The sequence below is a fragment of the Thauera sp. genome (assembly GCF_047601425.1).
In the GTDB taxonomy this organism is placed as follows: domain Bacteria; phylum Pseudomonadota; class Gammaproteobacteria; order Burkholderiales; family Rhodocyclaceae; genus Thauera.
In genome coordinates this window covers 1,524,674-1,548,816 of record NZ_JASGJL010000001.1, presented here as the reverse complement: position 1 = coordinate 1,548,816, position 24,143 = coordinate 1,524,674, and the positions used below count along the sequence as shown (strand labels likewise).

23 protein-coding genes and 2 pseudogenes are annotated in these 24,143 nt (G+C 64.2%); 7 read left to right on the top strand and 18 right to left on the bottom strand.

Going from position 1 to position 24,143, the window contains the following annotated elements:
- Positions 1 to 527: 527 nt before the first annotated feature.
- The 3 genes from QM748_RS07535 to QM748_RS07525 are packed head-to-tail and all read right to left on the bottom strand — an operon-like array spanning position 528 to position 3,150.
- Entirely contained in the window at positions 528 to 782 is a 255-nt protein-coding gene (locus tag QM748_RS07535; RefSeq protein ID WP_415246386.1) for a hypothetical protein, read from the bottom strand.
- A 2-nt stretch (positions 783 to 784) separates the two neighbouring features.
- Positions 785 to 1,390 carry a hypothetical protein gene (locus QM748_RS07530; protein WP_415246385.1) on the bottom strand — a complete coding sequence of 202 codons (606 nt, stop codon included), beginning with the start codon at positions 1,388 to 1,390 and terminating at the stop codon, positions 785 to 787.
- Between the two features lie 5 nt (positions 1,391 to 1,395).
- A complete protein-coding gene (locus tag QM748_RS07525) occupies positions 1,396 to 3,150 on the bottom strand; it encodes a hypothetical protein (RefSeq protein WP_415246384.1) in 1,755 nt (584 codons plus the stop codon).
- 122 nt (positions 3,151 to 3,272) lie between these two features.
- Here QM748_RS07525 and QM748_RS07520 point away from each other — a divergent pair, with 122 nt between their 5' ends.
- The 3 genes and pseudogenes from QM748_RS07520 to QM748_RS07510 all read left to right on the top strand — a co-directional run.
- Entirely contained in the window at positions 3,273 to 4,244 is a 972-nt protein-coding gene (locus tag QM748_RS07520) for a hypothetical protein (RefSeq protein WP_415246383.1), read from the top strand.
- A gap of 34 nt (positions 4,245 to 4,278) precedes the next feature.
- The gene (locus QM748_RS07515; protein ID WP_415246382.1) at positions 4,279 to 5,373 is read left to right on the top strand and encodes a hypothetical protein; all 1,095 of its coding nucleotides are present in this window, start codon (positions 4,279 to 4,281) and stop codon (positions 5,371 to 5,373) included.
- A gap of 533 nt (positions 5,374 to 5,906) precedes the next feature.
- A pseudogene (locus tag QM748_RS07510) lies at positions 5,907 to 6,044 on the top strand (transposase); the annotation flags it as partial.
- A 280-nt stretch (positions 6,045 to 6,324) separates the two neighbouring features.
- Here QM748_RS07510 and QM748_RS07505 read toward each other — a convergent pair.
- Positions 6,325 to 7,452, bottom strand: coding sequence for an aminotransferase class V-fold PLP-dependent enzyme (locus QM748_RS07505; protein ID WP_415246381.1), 1,128 nt, complete (start codon positions 7,450 to 7,452; stop codon positions 6,325 to 6,327).
- Positions 7,453 to 7,642: 190 nt separating this feature from the next.
- Here QM748_RS07505 and QM748_RS07500 point away from each other — a divergent pair, with 190 nt between their 5' ends.
- Both QM748_RS07500 and QM748_RS07495 read left to right on the top strand, forming a co-directional pair.
- Complete coding sequence (locus QM748_RS07500; protein ID WP_415246380.1) at positions 7,643 to 7,888, top strand: hypothetical protein; 246 nt, start codon at positions 7,643 to 7,645, stop codon at positions 7,886 to 7,888.
- On the top strand, positions 7,869 to 8,525 hold the full coding sequence (locus QM748_RS07495; RefSeq protein ID WP_415248037.1) for a DUF4351 domain-containing protein: 657 nt from the start codon (positions 7,869 to 7,871) through the stop codon (positions 8,523 to 8,525). The genes QM748_RS07500 and QM748_RS07495 overlap by 20 nt, the downstream gene beginning before the upstream one ends.
- Before the next feature lie 104 nt (positions 8,526 to 8,629).
- Here the strand turns inward: QM748_RS07495 and QM748_RS07490 are convergent, their stop codons facing one another.
- The 14 genes and pseudogenes from QM748_RS07490 to QM748_RS07425 all read right to left on the bottom strand — a co-directional run bounded on the left by QM748_RS07490 (position 8,630) and on the right by QM748_RS07425 (position 21,517).
- The gene (locus QM748_RS07490) at positions 8,630 to 9,640 is read right to left on the bottom strand and encodes an ABC transporter ATP-binding protein (RefSeq protein ID WP_415246379.1); all 1,011 of its coding nucleotides are present in this window, start codon (positions 9,638 to 9,640) and stop codon (positions 8,630 to 8,632) included.
- Positions 9,637 to 10,695, bottom strand: a complete 1,059-nt coding sequence (locus QM748_RS07485) for an ABC transporter ATP-binding protein (protein ID WP_415246378.1) — start codon at positions 10,693 to 10,695, stop codon at positions 9,637 to 9,639. The genes QM748_RS07490 and QM748_RS07485 overlap by 4 nt, the downstream gene beginning before the upstream one ends.
- Complete coding sequence (locus QM748_RS07480) at positions 10,692 to 11,624, bottom strand: ABC transporter permease (protein WP_415246377.1); 933 nt, start codon at positions 11,622 to 11,624, stop codon at positions 10,692 to 10,694. Before QM748_RS07480 ends, QM748_RS07485 begins: the two co-directional genes overlap by 4 nt.
- A 10-nt stretch (positions 11,625 to 11,634) precedes the next feature.
- A complete protein-coding gene (locus QM748_RS07475) occupies positions 11,635 to 12,615 on the bottom strand; it encodes an ABC transporter permease (protein WP_415246376.1) in 981 nt (326 codons plus the stop codon).
- 33 nt (positions 12,616 to 12,648) lie between these two features.
- A complete protein-coding gene (locus QM748_RS07470; RefSeq protein WP_415246375.1) occupies positions 12,649 to 14,241 on the bottom strand; it encodes an ABC transporter substrate-binding protein in 1,593 nt (530 codons plus the stop codon).
- Between the two features lie 152 nt (positions 14,242 to 14,393).
- On the bottom strand, positions 14,394 to 14,825 hold the full coding sequence (locus QM748_RS07465) for a DUF1841 family protein (protein WP_415246374.1): 432 nt from the start codon (positions 14,823 to 14,825) through the stop codon (positions 14,394 to 14,396).
- A gap of 90 nt (positions 14,826 to 14,915) precedes the next feature.
- Entirely contained in the window at positions 14,916 to 15,548 is a 633-nt protein-coding gene (nth, locus tag QM748_RS07460) for an endonuclease III (RefSeq protein WP_415248036.1), read from the bottom strand.
- A gap of 13 nt (positions 15,549 to 15,561) precedes the next feature.
- Positions 15,562 to 16,263, bottom strand: coding sequence for an electron transport complex subunit E (locus tag QM748_RS07455; RefSeq protein WP_415246373.1), 702 nt, complete (start codon positions 16,261 to 16,263; stop codon positions 15,562 to 15,564).
- Positions 16,260 to 16,934: an RnfABCDGE type electron transport complex subunit G gene (locus QM748_RS07450; RefSeq protein WP_415246372.1), complete on the bottom strand. Its 675-nt coding sequence runs from the start codon at positions 16,932 to 16,934 to the stop codon at positions 16,260 to 16,262. The genes QM748_RS07455 and QM748_RS07450 overlap by 4 nt, the downstream gene beginning before the upstream one ends.
- Entirely contained in the window at positions 16,931 to 17,935 is a 1,005-nt protein-coding gene (locus tag QM748_RS07445) for an RnfABCDGE type electron transport complex subunit D (protein WP_415246371.1), read from the bottom strand. The genes QM748_RS07450 and QM748_RS07445 overlap by 4 nt, the downstream gene beginning before the upstream one ends.
- A gap of 5 nt (positions 17,936 to 17,940) precedes the next feature.
- Positions 17,941 to 19,734 (bottom strand): electron transport complex subunit RsxC, encoded by a 1,794-nt coding sequence (gene rsxC, locus QM748_RS07440; protein ID WP_415246370.1) that lies wholly within the window; start codon positions 19,732 to 19,734, stop codon positions 17,941 to 17,943.
- Positions 19,731 to 20,283, bottom strand: a pseudogene (gene rsxB, locus QM748_RS07435) (electron transport complex subunit RsxB). The gene rsxC and the pseudogene rsxB overlap by 4 nt, the downstream one beginning before the upstream one ends.
- 16 nt (positions 20,284 to 20,299) lie before the next feature.
- Positions 20,300 to 20,884 (bottom strand): electron transport complex subunit RsxA, encoded by a 585-nt coding sequence (gene rsxA / locus QM748_RS07430; protein WP_415246369.1) that lies wholly within the window; start codon positions 20,882 to 20,884, stop codon positions 20,300 to 20,302.
- Positions 20,885 to 20,974: 90 nt separating this feature from the next.
- Positions 20,975 to 21,517, bottom strand: a complete 543-nt coding sequence (locus QM748_RS07425; protein WP_415246368.1) for an NUDIX hydrolase — start codon at positions 21,515 to 21,517, stop codon at positions 20,975 to 20,977.
- A 190-nt stretch (positions 21,518 to 21,707) separates the two neighbouring features.
- Between QM748_RS07425 and QM748_RS07420 the strand changes: the two genes are divergently transcribed.
- The gene (locus tag QM748_RS07420; RefSeq protein ID WP_415246367.1) at positions 21,708 to 23,678 is read left to right on the top strand and encodes a diguanylate cyclase; all 1,971 of its coding nucleotides are present in this window, start codon (positions 21,708 to 21,710) and stop codon (positions 23,676 to 23,678) included.
- A gap of 142 nt (positions 23,679 to 23,820) precedes the next feature.
- Complete coding sequence (gene flhD / locus QM748_RS07415; protein ID WP_415246366.1) at positions 23,821 to 24,138, top strand: flagellar transcriptional regulator FlhD; 318 nt, start codon at positions 23,821 to 23,823, stop codon at positions 24,136 to 24,138.
- The last annotated feature ends 5 nt before the right edge of the window (positions 24,139 to 24,143 follow it).

Sequence of the window (24,143 nt, the reverse complement as noted above, 5' to 3'; positions counted from 1 at the left end):
GATGTCGCTCAGCTTGTCAGGGCCACCACACCAGGGCAATCGCACCTATATGGCATGGCTCGAAAAAAGGTAAAAATGCACGATTTTTAGGCACAACCGACCTTTTCACGGGATTCAGAACACGGGCCACGACTACTTAGAGACTTCCGCAGCATGCTTGTGAGCCCATCGTTGCTTAAATTTTGGGCAAATTCCGGTTTCCAAGACCAATTTGTCACATAAAGGTGCGATTGCCCTGGTTGCTACACTCGGACGTCATTGATTTTCGATCACCTGCCCAGTAATTCTTTTTATATTCAGACGCTTGCAGAAGAATCTTGTGGGTCCGCTCAAAATCACGTCTACTCTCGTTCGGTGTCCTGGCACTATCGGCCGACCAGTTGATGCGATTGCTGCGCTGACCGCGCGCTGTGTGCCTTCTCGCCAGACGATGCAGGGCGTTTCCGCAGGCGCGCGCGCCCAAAATTACAATAAAAATGCCATTTCGCTAGATTGCGCACCGGCCAATCCAACCTCTCAGCAAAAATTCACATAAAAACCAGAAGGGCTGCTGTGCTCCAGCTGAACACGAAGTGTTTTGCAAGAAGCTCATCCTTCGTTAATTCGATTGCTGTTTCAGGGCAGCCAGCGCTGCGAACACTGACGCGAACTGTCTGGTCCAGAACGTCTGTCAGTGAAATCGAATCAAGCGTAAGCGTTGGAAGATTCGTGATGTCAACCGCGTAAGCAAGGAAGGAAGAGAAGCCCAGGAGCGATATGCCGATGATTGAGGCAAGCTTCATGCTTACTCCAATATTTGAACCAACTCGCCGAAGGTGGCTTTCCCGTTCGAAAGGATCAGTACCGAGTGCGCCTGCCTTAACTTTGCTACAGAGGCGGGGTCATCCAAATTCATCCGGTCAACTAGCGAATGGAACTTGCGGAAATCGCGCACCTCTGGCTTCCTTTCGTATTCGTCCAAGAACGACTGCAAATCCGACATAGTGCATTCTGGCTTGCTGTCTTGCGGCGGATTCATAGGGCCCAATCCGACCGGCGGCGTGATCTTGCACGTCAAAGGAGGGCTCATGGGCTTCGTCACCTTTTCCTCGAATCCAACATTTCCGATCGCTGCGATCAATCCAATCAATGCATCTTTTCCGGGATGCAAAGGATCCTTGTTGGCAGAGAAGCCCGGGATCAATGACCTGCAAAACTTGAATGGAATCCCATTTGGCAACTTGGCGCCGGCCGGCGCACCCTCAGGTAAGGACGGAGGCGATGGGAAGTTCGAATTCAGTCCGCAGAATGGATGTGGCATTGGACTCATGATGTACGGATCGAGATTGCCTGCATACACCGAAAGAGCAGCACAACACAATGCCGCGCAAATTAGGAAATACTTCGACATGGCTGCTACCTGTAGTCGTCGAGAAAAACATTCGAGAAACCGCGGTGAAGCGTGATCGAGGTCGAATTCATCTTTGCCTGTCCTGAAGAAAACACTGTCTCCACTTGCACTTCTGCTTTCTTGCCCTCTTCGGACTGGGGAAGCAAGAAGAATTCGTCAAAAGGCGCTTGCCACGTTCCGTTCGCGTTGACAGCCTCGAAAACGTACTCCTTCTTCTTGCTGGCAGTGATGACGCGGGCAACCACGCGGCGGACATCCCCGCCCATCTGCGTGAAAACCACCTGGGAGGGACGAAGACGTATTCCTGAAATGCTGGACTCAAGATCAACGGCTTGCGTCGCGATATTTGTCGGAATCGACTCCACGACGCTGACCGCGTCTTGACCCGATCGAATCACTTTCGTAATCTGGAACTTGCCTTCATTCGGCGCCGAAGCGCCGTACTTTTGCTCGACAGATGCCAAAGAGAATCCGATCCGATCAGCATCCTTGCCGGACGCCAGGTCCTTCCATCCTGAATCCCGCTTGTACACGTACGTTCGCTGCGCGAAGGTCTCTCCCCTAGCTTGCAACGCGACGGAAAGATCGACCCGGGCGAGGCCGCGCGGGACTTCTGGAAACGCGAGATACGCACTTCGCTGTGCGGCGCCATCAACCGCGGTGAAAAGTTGCGACTTGATGGACTCCGGGTAATTTCCAATGCCAATGAAGCCCTCAGCTACAGTCGCTCTTTCGACGATCGATTGCTGCCGAAAATCGATTTCTTCAGTGAGCGTGCGGATGGACGACATGCTCTTCATTGCCACGGAATAGGAGGCCCCGCCAAAATAACCTTCTGTGGAGCCCGGCGACGCGCGAGCAGGATCGATCTTGTCCGGGGGCCGTTGGTTTTCCAGAACTTGATCATTGATGCGTTTCAAGATCGGCTGAAGATACGCATCCACTTTCTCCATCGAGAAATTGGCGCCGTCGATGATTTCGACTTGCATGGCACCCGAGCGGATCAGTTCTTCGCGGATCGAGGTCCGCTCAGAAGCGACCGACGCCGAAAACAAACCGTAGTAGCTCGCGCGTGCTCGAAACTGCTCGTTCTTGCTGTAGTGCTCGAACGCATTGCGGTAGTTGAGCTTTACCTTGAATCCGGCTGGCGGCGTAAGGCCGTAATACTTGTACTGCACCGCAGTGCGGATACCCGTGGGTGTGCGAACAAGCGCATCAAAAACTGGTGCACCAACCTCCGTCAACGGAACACTGAAGGCCATGTGCTGCGACGCGAACGTAGGCGCGACGCCCGTGCCTTCCGCCGTCCCGACCAAGTTCCCGTCGTTGGCGAACAGCGAGACTGTGGCCGAAATAATGGGCAGAGCCGCAATGCGTACGTTGTCCGAGGAGATCTGCCCCTGTCGCTTACGCACTTCCGAGACGAGAGTGTTCTGCAGTGCTGCCGTGGCTTCAGGCGGCAGTGAGAGCCGCACTGCGAAATTCAGCAGCCCCGCCCGCTTGATCGTTTGAGTGTTCGTGCTGTCCCGATAGTCGTATTGGAGCAGCGAAAACACTGGGACCGCGGAGCTGCCGACGTTGGTCGATACAAGAACCGGAGAACTGGGCACGTAATACCATTGATTGGCCTCGCGCGCGTCTCTTACCACCGTGACTTTGACCTCCTGCAGCGAACCTGTCGCGTCCTGATACTGGAACGCGACGGAATCGATGATGTTCTCTGCCGCAAGACTCGCCTGCGCGTTTGCGCCAGTGCTCATAGCAGTGCCGGATGCGAGCAGAGCCGGGACAATCCAACGCCTTAGTAATAACATACGTCCTCCCTAGCGGCATGGTATGGTTCCCAGTGTGGTGTATCAACATCTAATATACAAGGGGGGTTATGGGCGGGTTCATGTTCTGCGGACGCGGCACAAAGGTTTTCGCTGTTTTGCTCCTTGGCTTCCTTGTCGCCTCCGATGTACACGCGCAGACCGTAGGCGCACTCGAAGGGCCTGTTCGGCTCGTCGAGAACTACGATCGCATCAAGATCGCAGACTCCAATGTCAACGGTCGCCACGTGAAGACCGTGATGTTCGTCGGCGATAGGCTGGATCTGTCCGATCAGACATTCATGCCCTCGCGCGAGGGTTATCAGCGCACATCTGACATCGTTTTTCTAGCCAGAGAGATCAAGATTGGGCCCGCCACGTCGTTCCTGATGGACGGCGTGTATTCGCCCGGCTCGGCCGAAAACACCAGGGCCGGAGACGTGTACATCGCCGCAGAAACGATCGTCGTCAGCGGAGTTCGCACTGATGGGAATGGCTTGACTGCGCCATTTTCTATTCAGCGAGATGGCGCACGCGTAAACCCGTTTGGTGCCACACTGTTTGATGGTCAACGCGGCAATGTCCATGTTTTTACCAATCGAGTTGAATACTCTCCGGGCTACATCGATGCTCTTTTGAAAGATATCTCGGGCGGTGCGACGAGCAACACCCCGGTGCCCGCCCCGATTTTGCGCGCCATTGCCCGCTCATTTTCTTCAATGAATCCCGTGCAAGCCGTTGCCTCGGGATCCTCAAGCATTATGTGGAGTGAGTTGACGGGCTCATACCAGGCCTGGCTTCGGTCCGAGCCTGAGTTCGCGCTCGTAGCGCGGGCGCTTCAACTCGAGGTTTCGAAATTCGACACGGTCAAGCCCTTTCACGAACTCTTGAGTGCGTTACCCGGCAAGGAAGTCGCGACTTGGTTCGTCAAGTCATTGCAGGCTGGGACGGGCATCGCCAAATCGCATCTGCTCAATCGTGAATACGGCATAGCTGCCACGACCGTAGAACAGCTTGAAGAGTCTCGTCTCTTCGGCTCCTAAGACTGTTATCGGAGAGCCGGGGGTTACAGCGAGTGTGGAAGCACTGCTTGAAATCGAAAAAGCGCTGTTGAACAACTATGTCATCGAGCGCCTTGAAATTCCTAGACCGGGAGCGCCTCCACTCACGGCAACACTGGTGCGTGACCAAGCATCACTTCGTGTTCAGGTACTGCCAAATATTTTCTCGACGCAGTTCATTCAGACGGACGGCGGCGTCCGCATCGGCTTCGCTGATCGAGAGGGTGCGAACGTGAGGCTTCGGTTTCTGGTGCGACTGCAGACCGATCTCAGTGTCCTCGAGTACGTGAAGAAGAAATTCCCCGTGGCAAGGGAAGTTACGGAAATTTCCGATGATGTTCAGTTCGACACGCCCAACTTGCAACTCACGGGCCTGATCAGTCAATCTATTACGCCAACAGGTGGAGGCGAGTTTTCGATCGATCTTCGGATTCCAGAGTCGTCATTGGTCGCGACGATGGCGGAGTTGACGCAAACGTACGGAAAGAACGTCAGCATCGGCTGGCGACATGGCGGCGTACCCCAGAGTCCGTTGATTACCAATTTGAGCCTGTTTCGCGGAGATCTTTCGTTGGTGGGAGCCGTCGGAAAGCTCCGAAATCCGTTCGTGCACCCTGTTGACATTGATTATTTCATTGATGGCGACTCCATTCGAGTCCTTGGTTCACCTGTTCGGGTCAACGCGGGGCAGGAAATTTCACTCAACTGCGCCTCGGTTTGTTCTGCGCCTGGCCCGGGACTGCGCCATGTGCTTTCCAGCGCAGATCCATTCAAGTACTTGCTTCCTGCGACGGGTTCAGCGATCCAGACGTTCTCGATCGAGAATCAGATCAGCGACGATCCGGCGCGCGGAGGTGCCTTCCATTCTGTTCAGCTTGATCTCACGTTTTCACCGGGAAAGGGCAGCCCCGTGCAGACGATTAAAGGTGTCGTCTTGAGCCGCCAAGGAACAGCCGCAGGCAGAAGGACCCTGCGTTTTCTGGGACCACCGGACGGCTCGATGACAGTTACTGGCCGAGCTTATTGGGGAGCGGGTCAGTCTTACCGAGACCTCAAGTCGCGCACCGTCCAAGCTGGCATTGTCTGGATAGACAACTCTTGGTTGCCCTGATGTTCACTGGGCAAACCATGGCCTCGACGAGCGGGCCATGAGGGCGTATGGCCGATAGGGTTGGCAGTCGATACCCATTGCCATCTTCGTCGGAACTCCCGCACAGTGGTTGTTGCGCTTTGATCTCGCAAATGGTAGCAATTCGTCCTGATTGGTGCGTGAACCGATGCTCCTGTTTGGGTTCGAACTCGCGCAACCGTTTGACTCCGCGCACTGGCGCGCGCGTGGTCTCCTTTGTACGTTGAACCAAATACGGAGTAATCACCAGATTTGCGTATTGGTGGCTTCGCCGACGTTGGAATAACGGTGCATCCTAAAAGGTGGCCGACCCGACTGTACGTGCGCATTCCTCTTGTTGCTCCTATTTCTTGTCCCCGGTCGAACTCTACGTTCGGCCGCCGAAGCGTGGAGGGGCCTAACTCATAGAGGGTAAGCCCCCGGCTTTGCCGGGGGACTGACCAAGGTTTGACCTTTATGACGGTCGGGGTGAATTTCTAGTCTCTGCCAAGAGAAGGAGATTTACGATGAAAGAGTACCTGAAGGGAAAGAGTGCGATCCAGATCGCACGCAGGTTTGGCGGTCGTCAGAAGAACTTCACCGGTGAGCACTTCTGGGCGAGAGGCTACTTTGTATCGACGGTCGGATTGGATGAGCACATGGTTCGAGCGTAGATCCGCAAGCAGGAAGATGAGGATGAGCGCTACGACCAGATGAAGTTGGAGATGGGGTAAGCCGCCAAGGGCGGCTCACGGTTTCATGGGCGCCTTTGAGGCGCTCACAATCTCAAACCACCGGCTTTGCCGGTGGTATTTGACTGGGAGCCTCGAACTGCAGCTTCTGGCCGGCAGCTGCAGTTGCCAGGGTGGTATCCAATGGCTGCTTCGGCTGAGAACCCGCCGTCATACAGCCTTCGCCGGCCGCTGATGCTGGTCGGCGAAGGCTGTTGAATCCTCAACCCAGTGCGTCGAGCGCCCGCTCCAGATTACCCACGGCGCGGTCGATGTTGCCCAGCTTGTCGAGGCCGAACAGGCCGATGCGGAAAGTCTTGAAGTCCGCCGGTTCGTCGCATTGCAGCGGCACGCCGGCGGCGGTCTGCAGGCCGGCGGCGATGAACTTGGCGCCGCTCTTGAAGCCGTCGTCTTCGGTGTAGCTGACGACCACGCCCGGGGCCTGGAAGCCTTCGGCGGCGGCGCTGCGGATGCCGCGCGATTCGAGCAGGGCGCGCACGCGGCGGCCGAGTTCCCATTGCGCGTCACGGGCCTTGTCGAAGCCGAAGGCCTCGGTTTCCTTCATCACGTCGCGCAGCGCGGCGATCGCGTCGGTCGGCAGGGTGGCGTGGTAGGCGTGGCCGCCGGCCTCGTAGGCTTCCATGATCTGCAGCCACTTCTTCAGGTCGGCGGCGAAGCTGGTGCTGGTGGTGGCGTCGATGCGTTCGCGCGCGGTGGTATTGAGCATCACCATCGCGGCGCAGGGCGAGCTGCTCCAGCCTTTTTGCGGTGCGCTGATCAGGATGTCGATGCCGCAGGCCTGCATGTCCACCCAGGCGGCGCCGGAGGCGATGCAGTCGAGCACGAACATGCCGCCGTGTTCATGCACGGCGTCGGCGACGGCGCGCAGGTAGTCGTCGGGCAGGATCATGCCGGCGGCGGTTTCGACGTGCGGCGCAAAGACCAAGTCGGGGCGGTGCTGGCGGATGGCGGCGACGACTTCGTCGATCGGGGCCGGCGCGAAGGGCGCCTGCGGGCCGCTGCCGGTCTGGCGGGCCTTGAGCACCACCGATTCGGCCGGGATGCCGCCCATCTCGAAAATCTGCGTCCAGCGGAAGCTGAACCAGCCGTTGCGGATCACCAGGGTCTTCTTGCCGGTGGCGAACTGGCGTGCCACCGCTTCCATGCCGTAGGTGCCGCCGCCGGGCACGAGCGCGACCGCGCTGGCGTTGTAGACCTTCTTCAGTGTCGCCGAGATGTCGCGCATCACGCCTTGGAAGGCCTGGGACATGTGGTTCAGCGAGCGGTCGGTGAACACCACCGAGTATTCGAGCAGGCCATCGGGGTCAACGTTGGGCAGCAGTCCGGGCATGGGTGATCTCCAGTTTTGTTTGTGGGGGCCGGATGTTTCCATCGGGCGGGCGGCAGTCAACGACCTGCCGGAAACGGTTGATTGTAGCCGAAGGTGAGACGAAGGCACTGTGGGGCATCCGTCCAATAATGATATTGACATCGAGCGAGTGCGTGATGATGATCCTGGCATCGCCAGCCGGAGTGCCGCCATGTCAGCTCCCAACAGTCACGACCAGAATTTCAAGAATCTGATCCTCGACTATCCGCGTCAGGCGCTGGCGTTCTTTGCTCCGGACGAAGCGATGCATATCGACGAATCGGTGCGGATTACGCCGATCCGGCAGGAGCAACTGAAGAACCGCCTCGGCGACCGCTTTCACGAGCTGGACGTGCCTTTGCTGGTGGCCCGACGGTCGCAGGGAGGCGTTGCTGTTCGTGCTGGAAGAGGAAAGTGATCCGGCACGCTTCTCCATCCACCGGCTCGGCCATTACTGCCTCGATCTGGCCGAACTGTGCAAGACCGATCGCGTGGTGCCCGTGGTGGTTTTCTTGCGCGGAGACGCGCGTATCCGCAAGCGGCTGGAACTGGGTAGCGAGAATCATGCTTTTCTGTCGTTCCGCTACCTGTTCTGCATTCTGAACGAGATGCCAGCCGAGCAGTTCCGCGACAGTGACAACATCGTCGCCCGGCTCAATCTGCCCAACATGGCTTATGTGAGACAGGCTGCGGTCGATGTCTTCGCCTGGGCTTTCCGGGGTCTGCTGGAACTGGAACCGGACATGGAGAAGCGCCTCAAATACATGGACTTCATCGACATCTACAGCCGGCTTACCGATAATGAGCGTGAGCTTTTTGCCGAACAGTACCCGCAGGAGAAGCAGACCATGATGACCTGGAGCGAACGCGTCCGCAGCGAGGGTGTGCAACAAGGTGAACTCGCCGTGTTGATCCGGCAGCTTACATGCCGTTTCGGTCCGCTTGATCCGGTGACGGATGAGCGCTTGCGCAAGGCAAAATCGGTAGAGCTGGAACAATGGGCCGAGAACATCCTGGATGCGCGAACCTTGGAGGATGTATTCAGTGAGAAGTGAAGCCTGAGGGGCTGAGCTGGAAGAAACGGCACCTGTTTGAGGGTGCCGTTTTTACTTTCTTGCTCGATGCAGGCTGCCTGGAGCCTGGAGCCTGGAGCCTGGGGTCAGGGTGGCAGCAGGGACAGGGCAGCGGGACCGTCGTGCAGATGACAGGCGGCCTGATGGCCGGGCGCAATCTCGCGCAACACCGGCCGTTCCTTGCGGCAGCGGCCGAAGGCATGCGGGCAGCGCGGGTGGAAGTGGCAGCCGGATGGTGGCGACAGCGGCGAGGGCAGTTCGCCGCGGATGGCGACGAAGCGTTTTTTCTCGGCCTTTAGTGTCGGCGCGTCGGCGATCAGGGCCTGGGTGTAGGGGTGGGCCGGCGCGGTGAATAGCGCGTCCGCCGGCGCGCTTTCGACGATGCGGCCCAGGTAGAGGATGGCGACGCGCTCGCACAGGTGGCGCACGACGCCGAGGTCGTGGCTGATGAACAGGTAGGTCAGGCCGAGGCGGCTGCGCAGTTCGCCGAACAGGTTCAGCACCTGGGCCTGCACCGAGACGTCGAGCGCGGCGACCGGCTCGTCGCAGATCAGCAGTTCGGGTTTGACCGCCAGCGCGCGGGCGATGCCGATGCGGGCGCGCTGGCCGCCGGAGAACTGGTGCGGGAAGCGGCCCGCCGCGCCGGGGTCGAGGCCGACCTGGCGCAGCAGCTCGGCGACGTAGTCCGCCTGTTCGCTGCGGGTGATTAGGCCGTGGGTGCGCGGTGCTTCGGCGATCAGTTCGGCCACCCGCATGCGCGGGTTCAGCGAGGCGGATGGGTCCTGGAAGACCATCTGGATGCCGTTGGCCGCGATCGGCGTGGCTTCGATTTCCTTGCCGTGCCATAGGCGCGTGCCCCGGTCGGGCGACAGCAGGCCGGCGGCGACGCGGCCGAGGGTGGATTTGCCGCTGCCGGATTCGCCGACCAGGCCGAGCACTTCGCCGGCGGCGATGTCGACGTCGATGCCGTCGAGCGCGTGCACGCGGGCCGGCGGCGGCAGCCAGCCGAGGCGGATGCCGATGCTTTCCAGCCAGTCCGGCCGGGGGCCGAAGTGCTTGTGGATGCCGTGGAGGGCGAGCAGCGGCGGGGTGCTCATGATTGCGCTCCGATGGCGGTGCTTGCCTCGGGCAGGGCTTCGCCCGGCGACAGCGGGTGCCAGCACAGCGCTTGCTGGCCGTCTGCCGTTTCGACTCTTGGCGGTACTTGCAGACAGGCTTCGTCCGCGCGCGGGCAGCGCGGGCGGAAGGCGCAGCCGGCCGGCAGCGCCGACAGCGGCGGCGCACTGCCGGGAATCTGGCGCAGCGGCTCGCCTTGGCGGTGGCCGCGCGCCAGTGCGGCGGCGGGCGTGGCGTCGAGCAGGCCGCGGGTGTAGGGGTGGGCGGGGCGTTCCAGCACCTGCGCGGTGCTGCCCTGCTCGACGATGCGGCCGGCGTACATCACGCAGACGCGGTCGGCCAGGCCGGCGACCACGGAGAGGTCGTGGGTGATCCAGATCAGGCCGGTGCCGGCTTCGCGGCACAGGGTCTGCATCTCGTACAGGATCTGCGCCTGGATGGTGACGTCGAGCGCGGTGGTGGGTTCGTCGGCGATGATCAGGTCGGGCTGGTTGAGCAGGGCGATGGCGATCGCCACGCGCTGGCGCATGCCGCCGGAGAGCTGGTGCGGGTAGCTGCGCAGGCGCTCGGCCGCGGCCGGGATGCCGACCCGTTCGAGGGCGTCGAGCGCACGGGCCAGCGCCTCGGCGCGGGATATGCGGCGGTGGGCGAGCACGGTCTCGACCATCTGGGTGTCGATGCGCAGCACCGGGTTCAGCGTCAGCATCGGATCCTGGAAGATCATCGCGATGCGGTCGCCGCGCAGTGCGCGCCAGGCTTTGGCCGGCAGGCCGCGCAGTTCGCGGCCGTTCAGCCGTACCGAGCCGCCGGCGATGTAGCCGGGCGGATCGACGAGGTCGATCAGCGAGTAGCCGGTCATCGACTTGCCGCAGCCGGATTCGCCGACCAGGCCCAGCACTTCGCCAGCCGCCAGTTCGAAGCTGATGTCGTCGACCGCCGTCACTTCGCCGTCGCGGCTGCGGAAGCGGGTGCTGAGGTGTCGGACGCACAGCAGCGGTTCGGTGCCGTGGGTCGTGGAGGGCGGGATCGCTGTCATGATGATTGCAGGCGCGGGTTGAGGATCTCGCGCAGGCGGTCGGCGACCAGGTTGAGGGCGACGATGGTCAGCAGCAGCGCCACGCCGGGGAACACGCTCATCCAGTAGCGGCCGGAATACAGGTACTGGAAGCCGTTGGAGATCAGCAGGCCGAGCGATGGCTCGGTGACCGGCAGGCCGAGGCCGAGGAAGGACAGCGTGGCTTCCAGCGCGATCGCCGCCGCCACCTGCAGCGCGGCGACGACGATCAGCGGCGGCAGGCAGTTGGGTAGCAGGTGGCGGAACAGGATGCGCGGCGTGGATAGCCCGAGCAGGCGGGCGGCCTCGATGTATTCGCGCCGGCCTTCGACCAGCGCCGCGCTGCGCGTGGTGCGGGCGTAGTAGGCCCACTGCGAGGCGACCAGGGCGATGATGATCTTGTCCGTGCCCTGGCCGAACAGTGCCAGCAGGATCATCGCGGTGAGGATTGCCGGGAAGGACATCTGGATGTCCACCGCACGCATCACGAAGGCATCGATGCGCCCGCCGGCATAACCCGCCACCAGCCCGAGCGACATGCCCAGCGCCAGCGCCAGCAGCGTGGCGCTGAAGCCGACGGCGACGCTGATGCGCAGGCCGTAGAGGATCGCCGACAGCATGTCGCGGCCCTGGCCGTCGGTGCCGAGCAGGTAGTGCAGGCTGCCGTCGGCGCTGGTGCTGCCCGGCGGCAGGCGCGAGTCCATGATGTCGAGCTGCGACAGGTCGTAAGGGTCCTGCGGCGCGATCCAGGGTGCGGCCAGCGCCGCGGCGACGATCACCAGCAGCAGGACCAGCCCGGCGACCGCCAGCGGGCTGGTCGCGTAGGCGCGGACCAGCGTGCGCCAGCCGCCTGTGCCCGGGTGGGAGGGCGAGATGGACGAAGAAGGGGAGGAAGAAGCGGAAGCCGTCATCGGCTGAATCTCATGCCGTCTGTCCGCCGGCGAGGCGTACCCGCGGGTCGAGCGCGGCGTAGAGCAGATCGACCACCAGGCTGATCAGCGTGTAGATGAACACGATCAGCAGCAGGTAGGCGACCACCACCGGCCGGTCGAGCTGGTTGATGGAGTCCAGCAGCAGCTTGCCGATGCCGGGCCAGGCGAAGATGGATTCGGTGACGACCGAAAAGGCGATCAGGGTGCCGAATTCCAGCCCGACCACGGTGACGACCGGGATCATGATGTTCTTCAACACGTGCACGCCGACCACGCGATGCGGCGGCAGGCCCTTGGCGCGGGCGAAGCGCACGTAGTCCTGCAGCAGCGCCTCGCGGGTGCCGCTCTGGGTCAGGCGGATCACCAGCGCGAGCTTGAACAGCGCCAGGTTGAGCGCCGGCAGCAGCAGGTAGCGCCAGCCACCGGGCGCCAGCAGCGACCATTCGAGGCCGAGGAATTCGCGCGTCGGCCCGCGCCCGCCGGACGGCAGCCAGCCGAGATGCACCGAGAACACCATGATCAGCATCAGCCCGACCCAGAAGGTCGGCAGCGAAAAGCCCAGGATCGAGCCGGCCATGATCGTGCGCCCGCCGAAGCTGTCCGGCCGCAGCCCGGCCCACAGGCCGAGCGGAATGCCGAGCAGCACCGCGATCAGCAGCGCGCTGACGGCCAGCTCCAGCGTCGCTGGCAGGCGCTGCACGATCAGCTGCAGCGCCGGCGTGCCGTGCAGGAAGGAGTTGCCGAGGTCGCCCTGCAGCGCGTTGCCGAGGAAACGCCAGTACTGCACCCACAGCGGCTGGTCCAGCCCCAGCGCCGCGGCCACGCGGGCGGTATCGGCCGCGGTGGCCTGCGGATCGACCAGCATGTCGAGCGGGTTGCCGACGGCGTAGACGCCGACGAACACCAGCAGCGACATGATGAACAGCACTTGGGCGGTCTGCAGCAGGCGGCGCAGCAGGAACAGGATCATGCGCCGGCTCCGTCATGGCAGGCCGGCGGCTGTTCAGCGGGTGCTGCGAATTTCATGCGCAAAGGTGAACTCGTCGATGCGGCCGTCGTAGGCGAAGCCCTTGCGCAGCGCCCAGGTGGCAAGCTGGTGGTGCGAGGGGATCACCGCCAGGTCGCCCAGTGCGACGCCGGCGGCTTCGCGGGCGAGGCGTTCGCGCTCGGCCGGTTCGACCGCGGCCAGCGCGCCGGCCACCAGTTCATCCACCTTCGGGTTGCTGTACTTGCCCCAGTTCCAGCTGCCCCAGCCGGTGTCGGGGTCGATGGTGCCGACGATGGAGCGCAGCGTGAAGTCGGTGGCGAGCGAGCCCCAGCCCAGCAGCGCGAAGCTGTATTCGTGCGCGCGCGCCTTGCCGAAGTAGGTGGCGACCGGCTGGGTCTCGACCCGCGTCCTGATGCCGATGCGGTTGAGGAACTGGGCGACGGTCTGCACCACCTGCTCGTCGTTGATGTAGCGGTTGTCGGTGCCGTGGATGGTCAGCGAGAAACCGTCGGGGTAGCCGGCTTCGGCGAGCAGCTTCTTGGCGCCTTCGGGGTCGTAGGCCTCGAGCGGGATCCGGTCGTTGTAGCCGAAGATGCCCGGGGCGTTGATGTTGGAGGCCGGCTCGGCCAGGCCTTCGAGCGTGCGCTCGACCAGCGCCTGGCGGTTGATCGCCTTGGAGATCGCTTGGCGCACGCGCAGGTCCTTGAGCGGGTTCCTGGCGAGCGGCTTGCCGTCCTTGTCGGCGACGAAGGGGCTCTGGTCGCGGAACTGGTCGAGCTGCCAGAACAGCGTGCGCCAGGTGGTGTGCTGGGCGAGCGTGACCTGCGGGTTGGTCTTGAGCCGGGCGAGGTCGGCGGCGGGCACGTTCTCGATCACATCGACGTCGCCGGCCAGCAGCGCCGACAGGCGCGGCGCGTCGGAGGCGAGGATGCGGAACACCACCTTGTCCCATTCGGGCTTGCTGCCCCAGTAGCGCTCGTTGCGCGTGACCTCGATGCTTTCGCCCTTGCGGAAGGCGGCGAACTTGAACGGGCCGGTGCCGATCAGCGCCTTGCCGGTGTTGAAGTCCTCGGTGCCGGCATTCTCGGCGGCCTTCTTCGACACCACGTAGATCGAGATCAGGTCGAGCGGCAGCGGGCCGTAGGCCGATGCGGTGTGCAGGTGCACGGTGCGGGCGTCGATGATTTCCTTGCGGACGATCTGGTTGGTGTAGCTGGTGAAGGGGCCGGGGCTGTTCTTGATCGTGCCGGGACGGTCGAGCGAGAACACCACGTCCTCGGCGGTGAGTGGCGTGCCGTCGGAGAAGACGACGCCCTGGCGCAGCTTGAACTCCCAGGTCGTCGGCGACACTGCGCGCCAGCTTTCCGCCAGTCCCGGCACCAGCTTGCCGCTGGCGTCGGACTTCACCAGGGTGTCGAAGATGTGGTCGGAAAAGGCGATGTTCGGCGCGATGTTGACGAAGTGCGGGTCGAGCGAGGTGACGTCGGACGACAGGCCGATGCGCAGGTCGGCGGCCCAGGCCGGCAGCAGCGCGCCGGCCGTGGCGGCGCCGAGCAGCAGGCGGGTCAGTAGGGAAGGACGACGGGAAACGGAGGTGTGCTGCGGCATGGGTGGGTTCTCCTGGCAAATGAGGGCACTGTATGTGCCCCGATTGTCCGTTGCCGGCCCATGGGGCGGAACGATGAAATGCTGGTTTGCTTTTTCATGCTAACGCATGAAATGCCGGCGCGTGGCGACCCAGCCGGGCCGGCGGGCGGTGTTCAGATGAGGCCGGCCTTCTTGCGCAGGCTGGCGAGGTAGGCCGCGGCGTCGGGCGGGGTGCCGTTGCGCTGGGCGTTGAACAGCATTTCGCCGAGGCTTTCGAGCGCGTCGTGCATCGCATCGTGGCGGTTGCCGTGGCGCACACAGGCGGCTTCGAAGGCGGCGCGGATGCCGGGCGGCTGGTCGATGGAGAGCTGTTCCTCGATCGCCAGGTGCAGCGACAGATGCAGGAAGGGGTTGATGCCGCCGTCCTCGGGGGGGAAGTCGCGGTCGATGGCGTCCGGGTCTTCGACGATGGCGTGGTATTCCGGATGATGGCCGATGATGTCGGCGGCGATGGTTTCCATCGGCGTCAGCACCTCGCGCGCCTGGTGCTTGCGCCAGCTTTCGATGAAGAAGTTGCGGACCTGGTCGCGGCTGGGGTTGAACATGGGGGCTCCGGGAGGTGTTCTGGGGGAGGGGGGCGGGCTGCAGGATTCGATCCTGCTTGCCGGCTTCGGTTCGTTTGTGCCGTGGGGGCGTCAGTTGGTCTTGTCGCGGAACAGGCACAGGTCGTGCACGATGCACTGGCCGCATTTCGGGCTGCGCGCGGTACAGACGTAGCGCCCGTGCAGGATCAGCCAGTGGTGGGCGTCGAGCAGGTAGTCCTTGGGGACGCGGCGCATCAGGGCCTTTTCCACCTCCACGACGTCCTTGCCGGGGGCCAGGCCGCTGCGGTTGGAGAGGCGGAAGATGTGGGTGTCGACCGCCATCACCGGCTGGCGGAACACGGTGTTGAGCACGACGTTGGCGGTCTTGCGGCCGACGCCGGGCAGGGCTTCGAGCGCGTCGCGGTCGGCCGGCACTTCGCCGCCGTGGCGTTCGAGCAGCAGGCGCGACAGCGCCAGGGTGTTCTTGGCCTTGTTGCGGAACAGGCCGATGGTCTTGATGTGCTCGGCAATGCTGGCTTCGCCGAGCGACACCATCGCCTCGGGCGTCGGTGCGTCGGCGAACAGCTTGCGGGTGGCGATGTTGACGCTGCGGTCGGTGGCCTGGGCGGACAGCACCACCGCCACCAGCAACTGGTAGGGCGAAGCGTATTCCAGCTCGGTCTGCGGGCTCGGGTTGGCATCGTGCAGGCGGCGGAAGAATTCGCGGATCGCGTCGCGTTTCATCAGGGCCATGGTTTCAGTTCACCCCGGCCGGTTCGGCATCCGTGCCGGCCGGCGCCGCGGGTGGGCGTTGGCCAGCACGCTCGGCCAGTTTGGCGTTGATCGCGTTGAAGGCGGCGATCAGGCAGCCCAGCGTGATGAAGGCGCCGGGCGGCAGCATTGCGACCAGGAAGCCGGGATAGTCGTCGCCGAACACGTTCCAGGCCGACAGTGAGGGGACGATCATTTCGATGCCGGAGAACAGCGTGCCGGCACCCAGTAGTTCGCGGATGCCGCCGAGCAGGCCGAGCACCCAGACCAGGCCGAGGCCCATCATGACACCGTCCAGGGTCGAGGTGAGCGGGTCGTTCTTGGCCGCGTAGGCTTCGACGCGCGCGAGCACGATGCAGTTGGTGACGATCAGCGGGATGAAGATGCCGAGCACCAGGTAAAGATCGTGCAAATACGCATTGAAGCTCAGGTCCACCACTGTCGTCAGCGCGGCGATGATCAGGATGAAGACCGGGATGCGGATCTCGTAGGGGATGTAGCCGCGCAGCGCCGAGACGGCGAGGTTGGCCAGCGCCATCACCAGGATGGTGGCCAGGCCGAGGCTGACCGCATTCACCATGCTGGTGCTGACGGCGAGGATGGGGCAGAGGCCGAGCAGCTGGGCGAGGCCGGTGTTCTGCTTCCACAGGCCGTTGTGGGTGAGCTCGCGGAATTGCTGGATGTTCATGGCTGCGCTCCGAAAGTGCTGCCGGCGGGGGCGGTGAAGAGGTCGTGCTGGCGGGCCGTGGCCCAGGCAGTGGCGCGGCCGACGGCGCCGACCACCGCGCGGGCGCTGATCGTGGCGCCGGTGCGGTAGCCGAAAGTACCGCCGTCCTTGCGCACTGACCAGTTTGCCGGATCGGTTTCCTGCCAGGTGGTCACGGCGAACTGGCCGATCCAGGGCATGTCCTTGCGGCGGTCCTTCTTCGGGTCGATGTAGTCGCCCAGGCCGGGGGTTTCCTTGTGCTCGGTGACACGCACGCCCGACAGCAGGCCGTTGGTGTTGATCGCGACCACCAGCGAGATGCGGCCGGCGTAGCCGTCGGCGGCGACGGCTTCGGCGATCAGCGCGACCGGCTCGCCGGCCTTGCGCGCACGCCAGACCCTGCCGCCCTTGTCGAGGCCGAGTGCAGGCGTGGGGCCGAGGTGCACGTAATCGTCGAGCAGGGCGTTGTCGTAGCTGTCCGGCGGCAGCACCTCGTCGATCAGCCGCATCTGCGCTTCCTGCGCCGAAGCTTCGATCGCCGGCCGGGTGCGGTCGTAGGTGAAGGCCATCATCGCGGTGAAGGCGACGGTGAAGGCCAGCATGATCGCGGCGGTGCGCAGCGAGGTGCGCAGGGCGTCATTGGCCGTGCTCATCGCCGTTCCCCGCGGTGGCCGAAGACGCGCGGCTGGGTCTTCATGTCGATCAGCGGCACGCACAGGTTCATCAGCAGCACGCCGAAGGCGATGCCTTCGGGATAGGCGCCGAAGTTGCGGATGATCCAGGCGATCAGGGCGACGCCGGCGGCGAAGATCAGCTTGCCGCGCGGCGTGGTGGCGCCGGACACCGGATCGGTGACGATGAAGAAGGCGGCGAGCATCGCGCCGCCGCTGGCCAGATGGAACAGCGGCGAGGCGAAACGGGCCGCATCGAACAGCCAGAACAGCCCGGACACCAGCGCCAGGGTGGCGATGAAGGCGGCCGGCATGTGCCAAGTGATGACCCGCGCAGCGAGCAGGAAGAGGCCGCCGGCGGCGTAGCCGAGCGCGATCCACTCCCAGCCGCTGCCGCCGAGGAAGCCGAAGGCCGGCCCCTGCCTGAGCACGTCGACCGGGCCGGCGCCGGCATGCAGGCCGGTGCGCAGGGCGTCGAGCGCGGTGGCGCCGGTGAGGCCGTCGATGTCGCGCGCGCCGCCGAGGATCAGGTCGAGCTGGGTGCCGAAATCCATCCCGCCAACGGGTGGCCACTGCGACATCAGCGCCGGATAGGCGACGATCGCCATGCAGTAGGCCACCATCGCCGGGTTGAAGGGGTTCTGGCCGAGGCCGCCGTAAAGCTGCTTGGCGATCACGATCGCGACCAGCACGCCGATCATCGTCAGCCACCAGGGGGCGATCGGCGGAAAGCACAGCGCCACCAGCCAGGCGGTCAGCACCGCCGACAGGTCGCGCAAGGCGATCGCCACCGGGCGCTTGCGCAGGGCCAGCACCAGCGCTTCGGCGGCGAGCGCGGTGCAGGTGGCGATGGCGAGATTGACCAGGATGCCGGCGCCCACGGTGTAAACGTAGGCGGCGATGCCGGGCAGCAGCGCCAGCAGCACCAGGCCCATGATGCGCTGGACGCTGGCCGGTTTGCGGATGTAGGGGGCGTGGATCATGGGGGTCAGCGGGCCTCGTCTTCGGCGCGGGTGTTCTCGGTGCCCACCGCTGCCGCCGCAGTTCCGCCCCTGTTTTCGGCTGTGGCTCCGGCTTTGGCGCCGGCCTGCTGGCGGCGGGACTCGATGGCGGCGATCTCGGCCTGGGTCGCGGGGCTGAGGTCTGCGGTGTTGCGGGGGGCCGCTGCGGCCTTCTGGGCCTGGGCGCGGGCGAGCGCGGCGGCGATCAGGGCTTTCTTCTTGGCTGCAGGATCGTCGGCGGTGGGCGCTCCGGTCGCCAGCACTCCGGCGGCCGGCGCAGCAGAGTTTGCTGCTGCTTCGGCGGCAGCACTGGCCGCAGGTGCTTCAGCAGCGGCTTCGCTGGCCGTGCGGGCGCGGGTCTCCGCGGCCTTGGCGGCGAAGCGGGCCGCTTTTTCTTCCTTCTCCCGCTCCTGGCGGAAGTTGCGGAATTCGAAGCGCTCGCGCGCCTCGTCGGCGGCGTTCTTCTCGCGCTGGCCGGCGGCGATCTCGCTCTTGGCGAAGCGGTAGTAATCGACCAGTGGAATGTGCGAGGGGCAGACGTAGGCGCAGCAGCCGCATTCGATGCAGTCGAACAGGTGGTAGGCCTTCGCCTTGTCGAAGTTGCGCGCGCGGCTGAACCAGTACAGCTCGAAAGGCTGCAGTTCGGCCGGGCAGGCGCGGGCGCATTCGCCGCAGCGGATGCAGGGCTGCTCGGGCGGCGGCGGCGGCATCAGCGTCGGCGAGGCGGCGATGATGCAGTTGCAGGCCTTGATCACCGGCACGTCGAGCCGCGGCAGGGCGAAGCCCATCATCGGCCCGCCCATCAGCCAGCGGTCGGTGTCCGCTGCCGGCTCGGCGAGCGCCAGCAGTTCGTCGATCGGGGTGCCGATCAATACTTCCCAGTTGCCGGCATGGGCGACGTTGCCGGTGAGGGTGACGATGCGATCCACCAGCGGCTCGCCGTGCTCGATGGCACGGTACGCAGCATAGGCGGTGCCGACGTTGAAGCACTGCACGCCGTATTCGGCGCCGAAGCGGCCGTAGGGGATCTCGATGCCGGTCAGGGTGCGGATGAGCTGCTTTTCGCCGCCCATCGGGTAGAGCGCGGGCACCGGCAGGATGCGCACTTCGTCGCCGGCCTCGCGGGCGGCGGCGCGCATCGCCTCGATGGCTTCGGGTTTGTTGTCCTCGATGCCGATCAGCAGCTCGCGCGCGCCGATCAGGCGGAACAGGATGCGGGCGCCGGCCAGCACTTCGGCGGCGCGCTCGCGCATCAGGCGGTCGTCGCAGGTGATCCAGGGCTCGCATTCGCCGCCGTTGAGGATCAGCGTGTTGACGCCGCCTCCGCTGCCGAGCTTGATATGGCTGGGAAAGGCCGCGCCGCCGAGGCCGACGACGCCGCAGTCGCGCAGCCAGGCCAGCGCCGCATCGCGGCCGGCGCTGTCGATGTCGAAAGGCTGGCGTTCGATCCAGCGTTTCTCGCCGTCGGGCTCGATGACGACGCAGCGCGTCGGCAGGCCCGAGGGGTGGGCCATCGGGTAGGCGCCGAAATCGACCACGGTGCCGGAAGTCGGCGCATGCACCGCGGTGCCGAAGCTGCCTTCCGGCTCGCCGATGCGCTGGCCCTTGAGCACTTTCTGGCCGACTTCGACGCAGCGGCGCGCGGTCGTGCGCGTGCTCTGGCGCAGCGGCACGATCAGGCGCGAAGGCAGCGGCGCGCGGCGGATCGGCGTGCCGGCGGACTCGTCCTTGTGGCCTTCGGGGGCGACGCCGCCGTGGAACTTGAACAGGCGGGCGATCATGCGGCTTTCCTGATGTCGATCACCGGGTACTTCCATTTCCAGCTGTGGACGGTCTCGGCGACCGGCTCCATGCTGATGCAGTTGAACCGGACAGGGCGGCAGGCACAGCTCGCAGCCGGTGCACAGCGGCGCGACCACGGTGTGCATCTGCTTGGCCGCGCCGACGATGGCGTCGACCGGACAGGCCTGGATGCACAGCGTACAGCCGATGCAGGTCTGCTCGTCGATGAGGGCGACGGCCTTGGGTTTCTCGATGCCGTGCTCTTCGGACAGCGGCTTGAATTCGCGGCCGAGCAGGTCGGCCAGCTTGCGGATGCCGTCCTCGCCGCCCGGCGGGCACTGGTTGATGTCGGCCTCGCCGCCGGCGATGGCCTGGGCGTAGGGCTTGCAGCCGGGATAGCCGCACTGGCCGCACTGCGTCTGCGGCAGCACGGCGTCGATCTTGTCAACCAGCGGGTCGCCTTCGACCTTGAAGCGCACCGCGGCATAGCCGAGCGCGGCGCCGAGCACCAGGGCGATGGCGGTCATGACGAGGAGGGCGGTCAGCATCGGTCGCGTCTCTCGGTCACTGGAAGCGGTCGAGGCCGGCGAAGCCCATGAAGGCCAGGCTCATCAGGCCGGCGGTGATCATCGCGATCGCCGTGCCCTTGAACGGCACCGGCACGTCGGCGCCGTCGAGGCGTTCGCGGATGCCGGCGAACAGCACCAGCGCCAGCGTGAAGCCGACCGAGGAGCCGAAGCCGAACAGCAGCGATTCGAGCAGGTCGTGGTTCATGCCGACGTTGAGCAGCGGCACGCCGAGCACCGCGCAGTTGGTGGTGATCAGCGGCAGGTAGATGCCGAGCACCTGGTGCAGCAGCGGGCTGGTCTTCTGGATGACGAGTTCGGTGAGCTGGACGATGGCGGCGATGACGACGATGAAGGACAGCGTGCGCAGGTAGCCGAGATCGAAGGGCTGCAGCAGGTAATGGTCGATCAGGTAGCTCGAGCCCGAGCCGAGCGTGAGCACGAAAGTGGTCGCCGCGCCCATGCCGATCGCGGTGTCGAGCTTCTTCGACACGCCCATGAAGGGGCACAGGCCGAGGATGCGGACGAAGACGACGTTGTTGACCAGGACGGCGCCGATGACGATGAAGATGTAGCTGGTCATGATCCGCCGGGGAAAATAAACGGCGGATTATCGCCCGCGGGGCGACGCGGCTTCAAGCCTGGGGTCGGGCGCCGGCTTCAGGCCGGGCTGTCAGGCAGCAGGCGGAGGCGCCAGGCTGGCGCTGTGGAAGGTCCAGTGGCCGCGGCGGCGGTCGTCGAAGAAGTGGCGCAGGGTCAGGCCGATGCTGCGAAAGGCGATCTGATCCCAGGGAATCTCTTCTTCGCGGAACAGCGCCACTTCGAGAGATTCCTCGCCGGCGCGGAAATCCAGGTCGAGCAGGCGGGCGCGGTAGATCAGATGGACCTGGCTGATGTACGGGACGTCGATCAGGGTGTACAGATCGCCCACCGCGATGCGTGCGCAGGCCTCTTCGGCGGTCTCGCGCGCGGCGGCCTCGGCGGTCGTCTCCTCGTTTTCCATGAAGCCGGCGGGCAGGGTCCAGTAGCCGTGGCGCGGCTCGATCGCGCGGCGGCAGAGCAGGATCCGGTCTTCCCATTCGGGCAATGCGCCGACCACCAGCTTGGGGTTCTGGTAGTGGATCGTGCCGCACTGCGGGCAGACGTGGCGCAGATGGCTGTCGCCCGCCGGAATGCGGATTTCGACCTGGGCGCCGCAGTTCGAACAAAAATTCATGAAATGGACGAGGGAAGAAGTTTTCTGGATTCTAGCGTGCTTTTCTGCGCAGTCCGGCATATGGATTCGACGTATCCTTGGCGCGCACGATAGGCCCATTGCCGCTGTCCTGCCGGTGGCACGGCGGACAATGAAGGCAGGTGCCCCATGCTTCAGTCACACCGACGATCGAACAACACTCGAGGAATCCATGCAGCAGCCGATTGACATGAAGCGTTTCGAGCAGATCAAGGCGGCTGGCGATCTCCCTTCGCCCCGCGGTGTGGCGATCGCGATCATCCGGCTGACCCAGTCTCCAAACGTGTCGATGGCCGACCTTGCGCAGGCGATCAAGGGCGACCCGGCCTTCGTCGGGCGCCTGATCAAGGCTGCGAACTCCTCGCTGGGCGCGAGCAAGCGCGCGGTGGTGTCGGTGCAGGATGCCCTGATGGTGCTTGGCTTGCCCGCAGTGCGCACGATGGCGCTGGGTTTTTCCCTGCTGTCGAATTATCGCAAGGGCGCCTGCGAGACTTTCGATTACGAGCGTTTCTGGTCCTCTTCGCTGGTGATGGCGCTGTCGATGCAGGCGCTGGCGCTGCGCGTGCGTGTCGTCGCCGCCGACGAAGCCTTCAGTCTCGGCCTGCTTGCGCGTGTCGGCGAACTGGCTCTGGCGACGCTGTATCCGGTCGAGTTCGGCCGCGTGCTGCGTGAAATCGCAGTGACGCCGACCTTGGGCCAGCTTGACCTCGAGGAGAAGGCCTTCGCCATGACGCATTGCGAGCTCGGCGCTGCGATGCTGACGGATTGGGGGCTGCCCGAGGTGATGATCGCCCCGGTGCGGTGTCACGAAACGCCGGAGTTTGTCAGCTTCGCCGAGTCCAGCCGTGAAGCGGGCCTGCTGCAGTGCCTGGTGCTTTCCCGGGCAATGGCGCAGCTATGTCTCTCGCCCGAGTCCGAGCATGCGAACCTGATGTTGACGATGTTGCGGCTGTCGAGCCGTCTGGGCATATCGCATGGCGACTTCATCGCACTCTGCGAGAACGTCGGACGCGAATGGGAAGAGTGGGGCAAATTGCTGCTGCTCGAAACCAGGCCGGCGCCCGCGTTTTCCGAGCTGTCGTCCACACGGGAACCGCCGGCTGCAGAGACTGCCCGGCGTTCGCAGGAACGTGCCGTACAGCGCCCGGGCGGTACGGGCGAAGAGTTCATGGACGATGAGGCCGTCCGCGTGCTGGTGATCGGCACAAACAAGGATGAGCGTGCATGCATGCGTGCGACGCTGGATTCGGCTGCCTTTTTGATTACCGAAGAGGACGACTACGATCAGGGAATCGAAAGGGCGATCGATTTGCAGCCGCAACTGATGGTCGTCGCCTGGGGGCGCGAGGGCTGCTGGGCCAACTGGATCAGGGCCCTGCGTGACACCCGTTTCGGCCGCTCGATGTATCTGCTGGTGCTGCTCGACCATCTGGACGAAGAAACGCTGAAGAAGGCCACCGAGGCAGGGGCCGACGATTTTCTCGTCAGGCCGATCTGCCCGAGCGCACTGGCGCTGCGGATGCAGACGGGGCGTCGCATGATTCTGCTGCAACTGAGGCTCGAGCACGAGCGCGAGGAGCTCCGGCATTTTGCTGCCGAACTGGCAATTTCGAACCGGCGCCTGCAGGAGGCGGCGATGACCGATGTGTTGACCGGCGTGCCGAATCGCCGCTATGCCATCGATCGCCTCTACATGGAGTGGGCGGCATGTGCGCGGCACCATCGCCCCCTGGCGGTGATGGTCGTGGACCTTGATGGCTTCAAGGAGATCAACGATGCGCACGGGCATGACGTCGGCGACATGGCCCTGCGCCAGGTGGCTGATGCGCTGCGCGGCGTGCTGCGTGCGCAGGATGTGCTCTGCCGCATGGGTGGAGACGAGTTCGTCGTGATCTGTCCGGATGCCGATCTGGGCGCGGCGCTTGCCTGCGCAGAGCGCCTGCGGGCAGCGGCGGCCAGCCTGGAAATCGAGACGGGTGGTCCGCGTCTGCATCTCTCGGTCAGCATCGGCGTGGCGGTGCGGGATGAATCGATGCCGGTGATGAAGACGCTGATCAAGCTTGCCGATCAGGGGGCTTTTCTCGCCAAGGCACGTGGGCGCAACTGTGTCGTTGCGCCACAGTTGATCGGCCCTGCCTCCTGAACTGCCGGCCGCATGCTTTTTTGTTGTTTCCGGGCAACGCCGATGCTATCCGATTAGCTGCCGGTGTGGCTTTGTAACTTGCTGCTACGAATAATTTACTTTAACTTCGATGCCGTTCGTCCCTGAAAGGGATTGGAAATTTATGGAACGACCCGACTTCCAGGCCGAAATTCGTGAACTGAACCTCGCTTATCTGATGCTTGCCCAGCAGATGCTGCGCAGCGACCGGGCGACGGCGATGTTCCGGCTTGGCATCGGCGACGAACTGGCCGAACTGATCGCGACGATGAGTGCGGCCAAACTGGTGAGAATGGCGGGAAGCCAGATGCTGGTGCCGTGTTTCCGCTTCGATGATGTCCAGCTTGCCCGCCTGATGGCGGGTGAAGGGCGCGATGCGGTGAGCGCCGGCCTGCATGCCGCGATCATCGCCGCAGGCAAGGCGGCCGAAGGTGCGGCCTGAGGAAC

Bases quoted from the DNA above. Each gene is read 5' to 3' on its own strand.
- QM748_RS07530 (WP_415246385.1), bottom strand. From the start codon at position 1,390: ATGTCGAAGTATTTCCTAATTTGCGCGGCATTGTGTTGTGCTGCTCTT.
- QM748_RS07505 (WP_415246381.1), bottom strand. From the start codon at position 7,452: ATGCCCGGACTGCTGCCCAACGTTGACCCCGATGGCCTGCTCGAATAC.
- rsxA (WP_415246369.1), bottom strand. From the start codon at position 20,884: ATGACCAGCTACATCTTCATCGTCATCGGCGCCGTCCTGGTCAACAAC.
- QM748_RS07450 (WP_415246372.1), bottom strand. From the start codon at position 16,934: ATGAGCACGGCCAATGACGCCCTGCGCACCTCGCTGCGCACCGCCGCG.
- flhD (WP_415246366.1), top strand. From the start codon at position 23,821: ATGGAACGACCCGACTTCCAGGCCGAAATTCGTGAACTGAACCTCGCT.
- QM748_RS07475 (WP_415246376.1), bottom strand. From the start codon at position 12,615: ATGATCCTGTTCCTGCTGCGCCGCCTGCTGCAGACCGCCCAAGTGCTG.
- QM748_RS07480 (WP_415246377.1), bottom strand. From the start codon at position 11,624: ATGACGGCTTCCGCTTCTTCCTCCCCTTCTTCGTCCATCTCGCCCTCC.
- rsxC (WP_415246370.1), bottom strand. From the start codon at position 19,734: ATGATCGCCCGCCTGTTCAAGTTCCACGGCGGCGTCGCCCCCGAAGGC.
- QM748_RS07420 (WP_415246367.1), top strand. From the start codon at position 21,708: ATGCAGCAGCCGATTGACATGAAGCGTTTCGAGCAGATCAAGGCGGCT.
- QM748_RS07525 (WP_415246384.1), bottom strand. From the start codon at position 3,150: ATGAGCACTGGCGCAAACGCGCAGGCGAGTCTTGCGGCAGAGAACATC.
- QM748_RS07470 (WP_415246375.1), bottom strand. From the start codon at position 14,241: ATGCCGCAGCACACCTCCGTTTCCCGTCGTCCTTCCCTACTGACCCGC.
- QM748_RS07455 (WP_415246373.1), bottom strand. From the start codon at position 16,263: ATGAACATCCAGCAATTCCGCGAGCTCACCCACAACGGCCTGTGGAAG.
- QM748_RS07535 (WP_415246386.1), bottom strand. From the start codon at position 782: ATGAAGCTTGCCTCAATCATCGGCATATCGCTCCTGGGCTTCTCTTCC.
- nth (WP_415248036.1), bottom strand. From the start codon at position 15,548: ATGAAACGCGACGCGATCCGCGAATTCTTCCGCCGCCTGCACGATGCC.
- QM748_RS07465 (WP_415246374.1), bottom strand. From the start codon at position 14,825: ATGTTCAACCCCAGCCGCGACCAGGTCCGCAACTTCTTCATCGAAAGC.
- QM748_RS07445 (WP_415246371.1), bottom strand. From the start codon at position 17,935: ATGATCCACGCCCCCTACATCCGCAAACCGGCCAGCGTCCAGCGCATC.
- QM748_RS07425 (WP_415246368.1), bottom strand. From the start codon at position 21,517: ATGAATTTTTGTTCGAACTGCGGCGCCCAGGTCGAAATCCGCATTCCG.
- QM748_RS07500 (WP_415246380.1), top strand. From the start codon at position 7,643: ATGTCAGCTCCCAACAGTCACGACCAGAATTTCAAGAATCTGATCCTC.
- QM748_RS07485 (WP_415246378.1), bottom strand. From the start codon at position 10,695: ATGACAGCGATCCCGCCCTCCACGACCCACGGCACCGAACCGCTGCTG.
- QM748_RS07490 (WP_415246379.1), bottom strand. From the start codon at position 9,640: ATGAGCACCCCGCCGCTGCTCGCCCTCCACGGCATCCACAAGCACTTC.
- QM748_RS07520 (WP_415246383.1), top strand. From the start codon at position 3,273: ATGGGCGGGTTCATGTTCTGCGGACGCGGCACAAAGGTTTTCGCTGTT.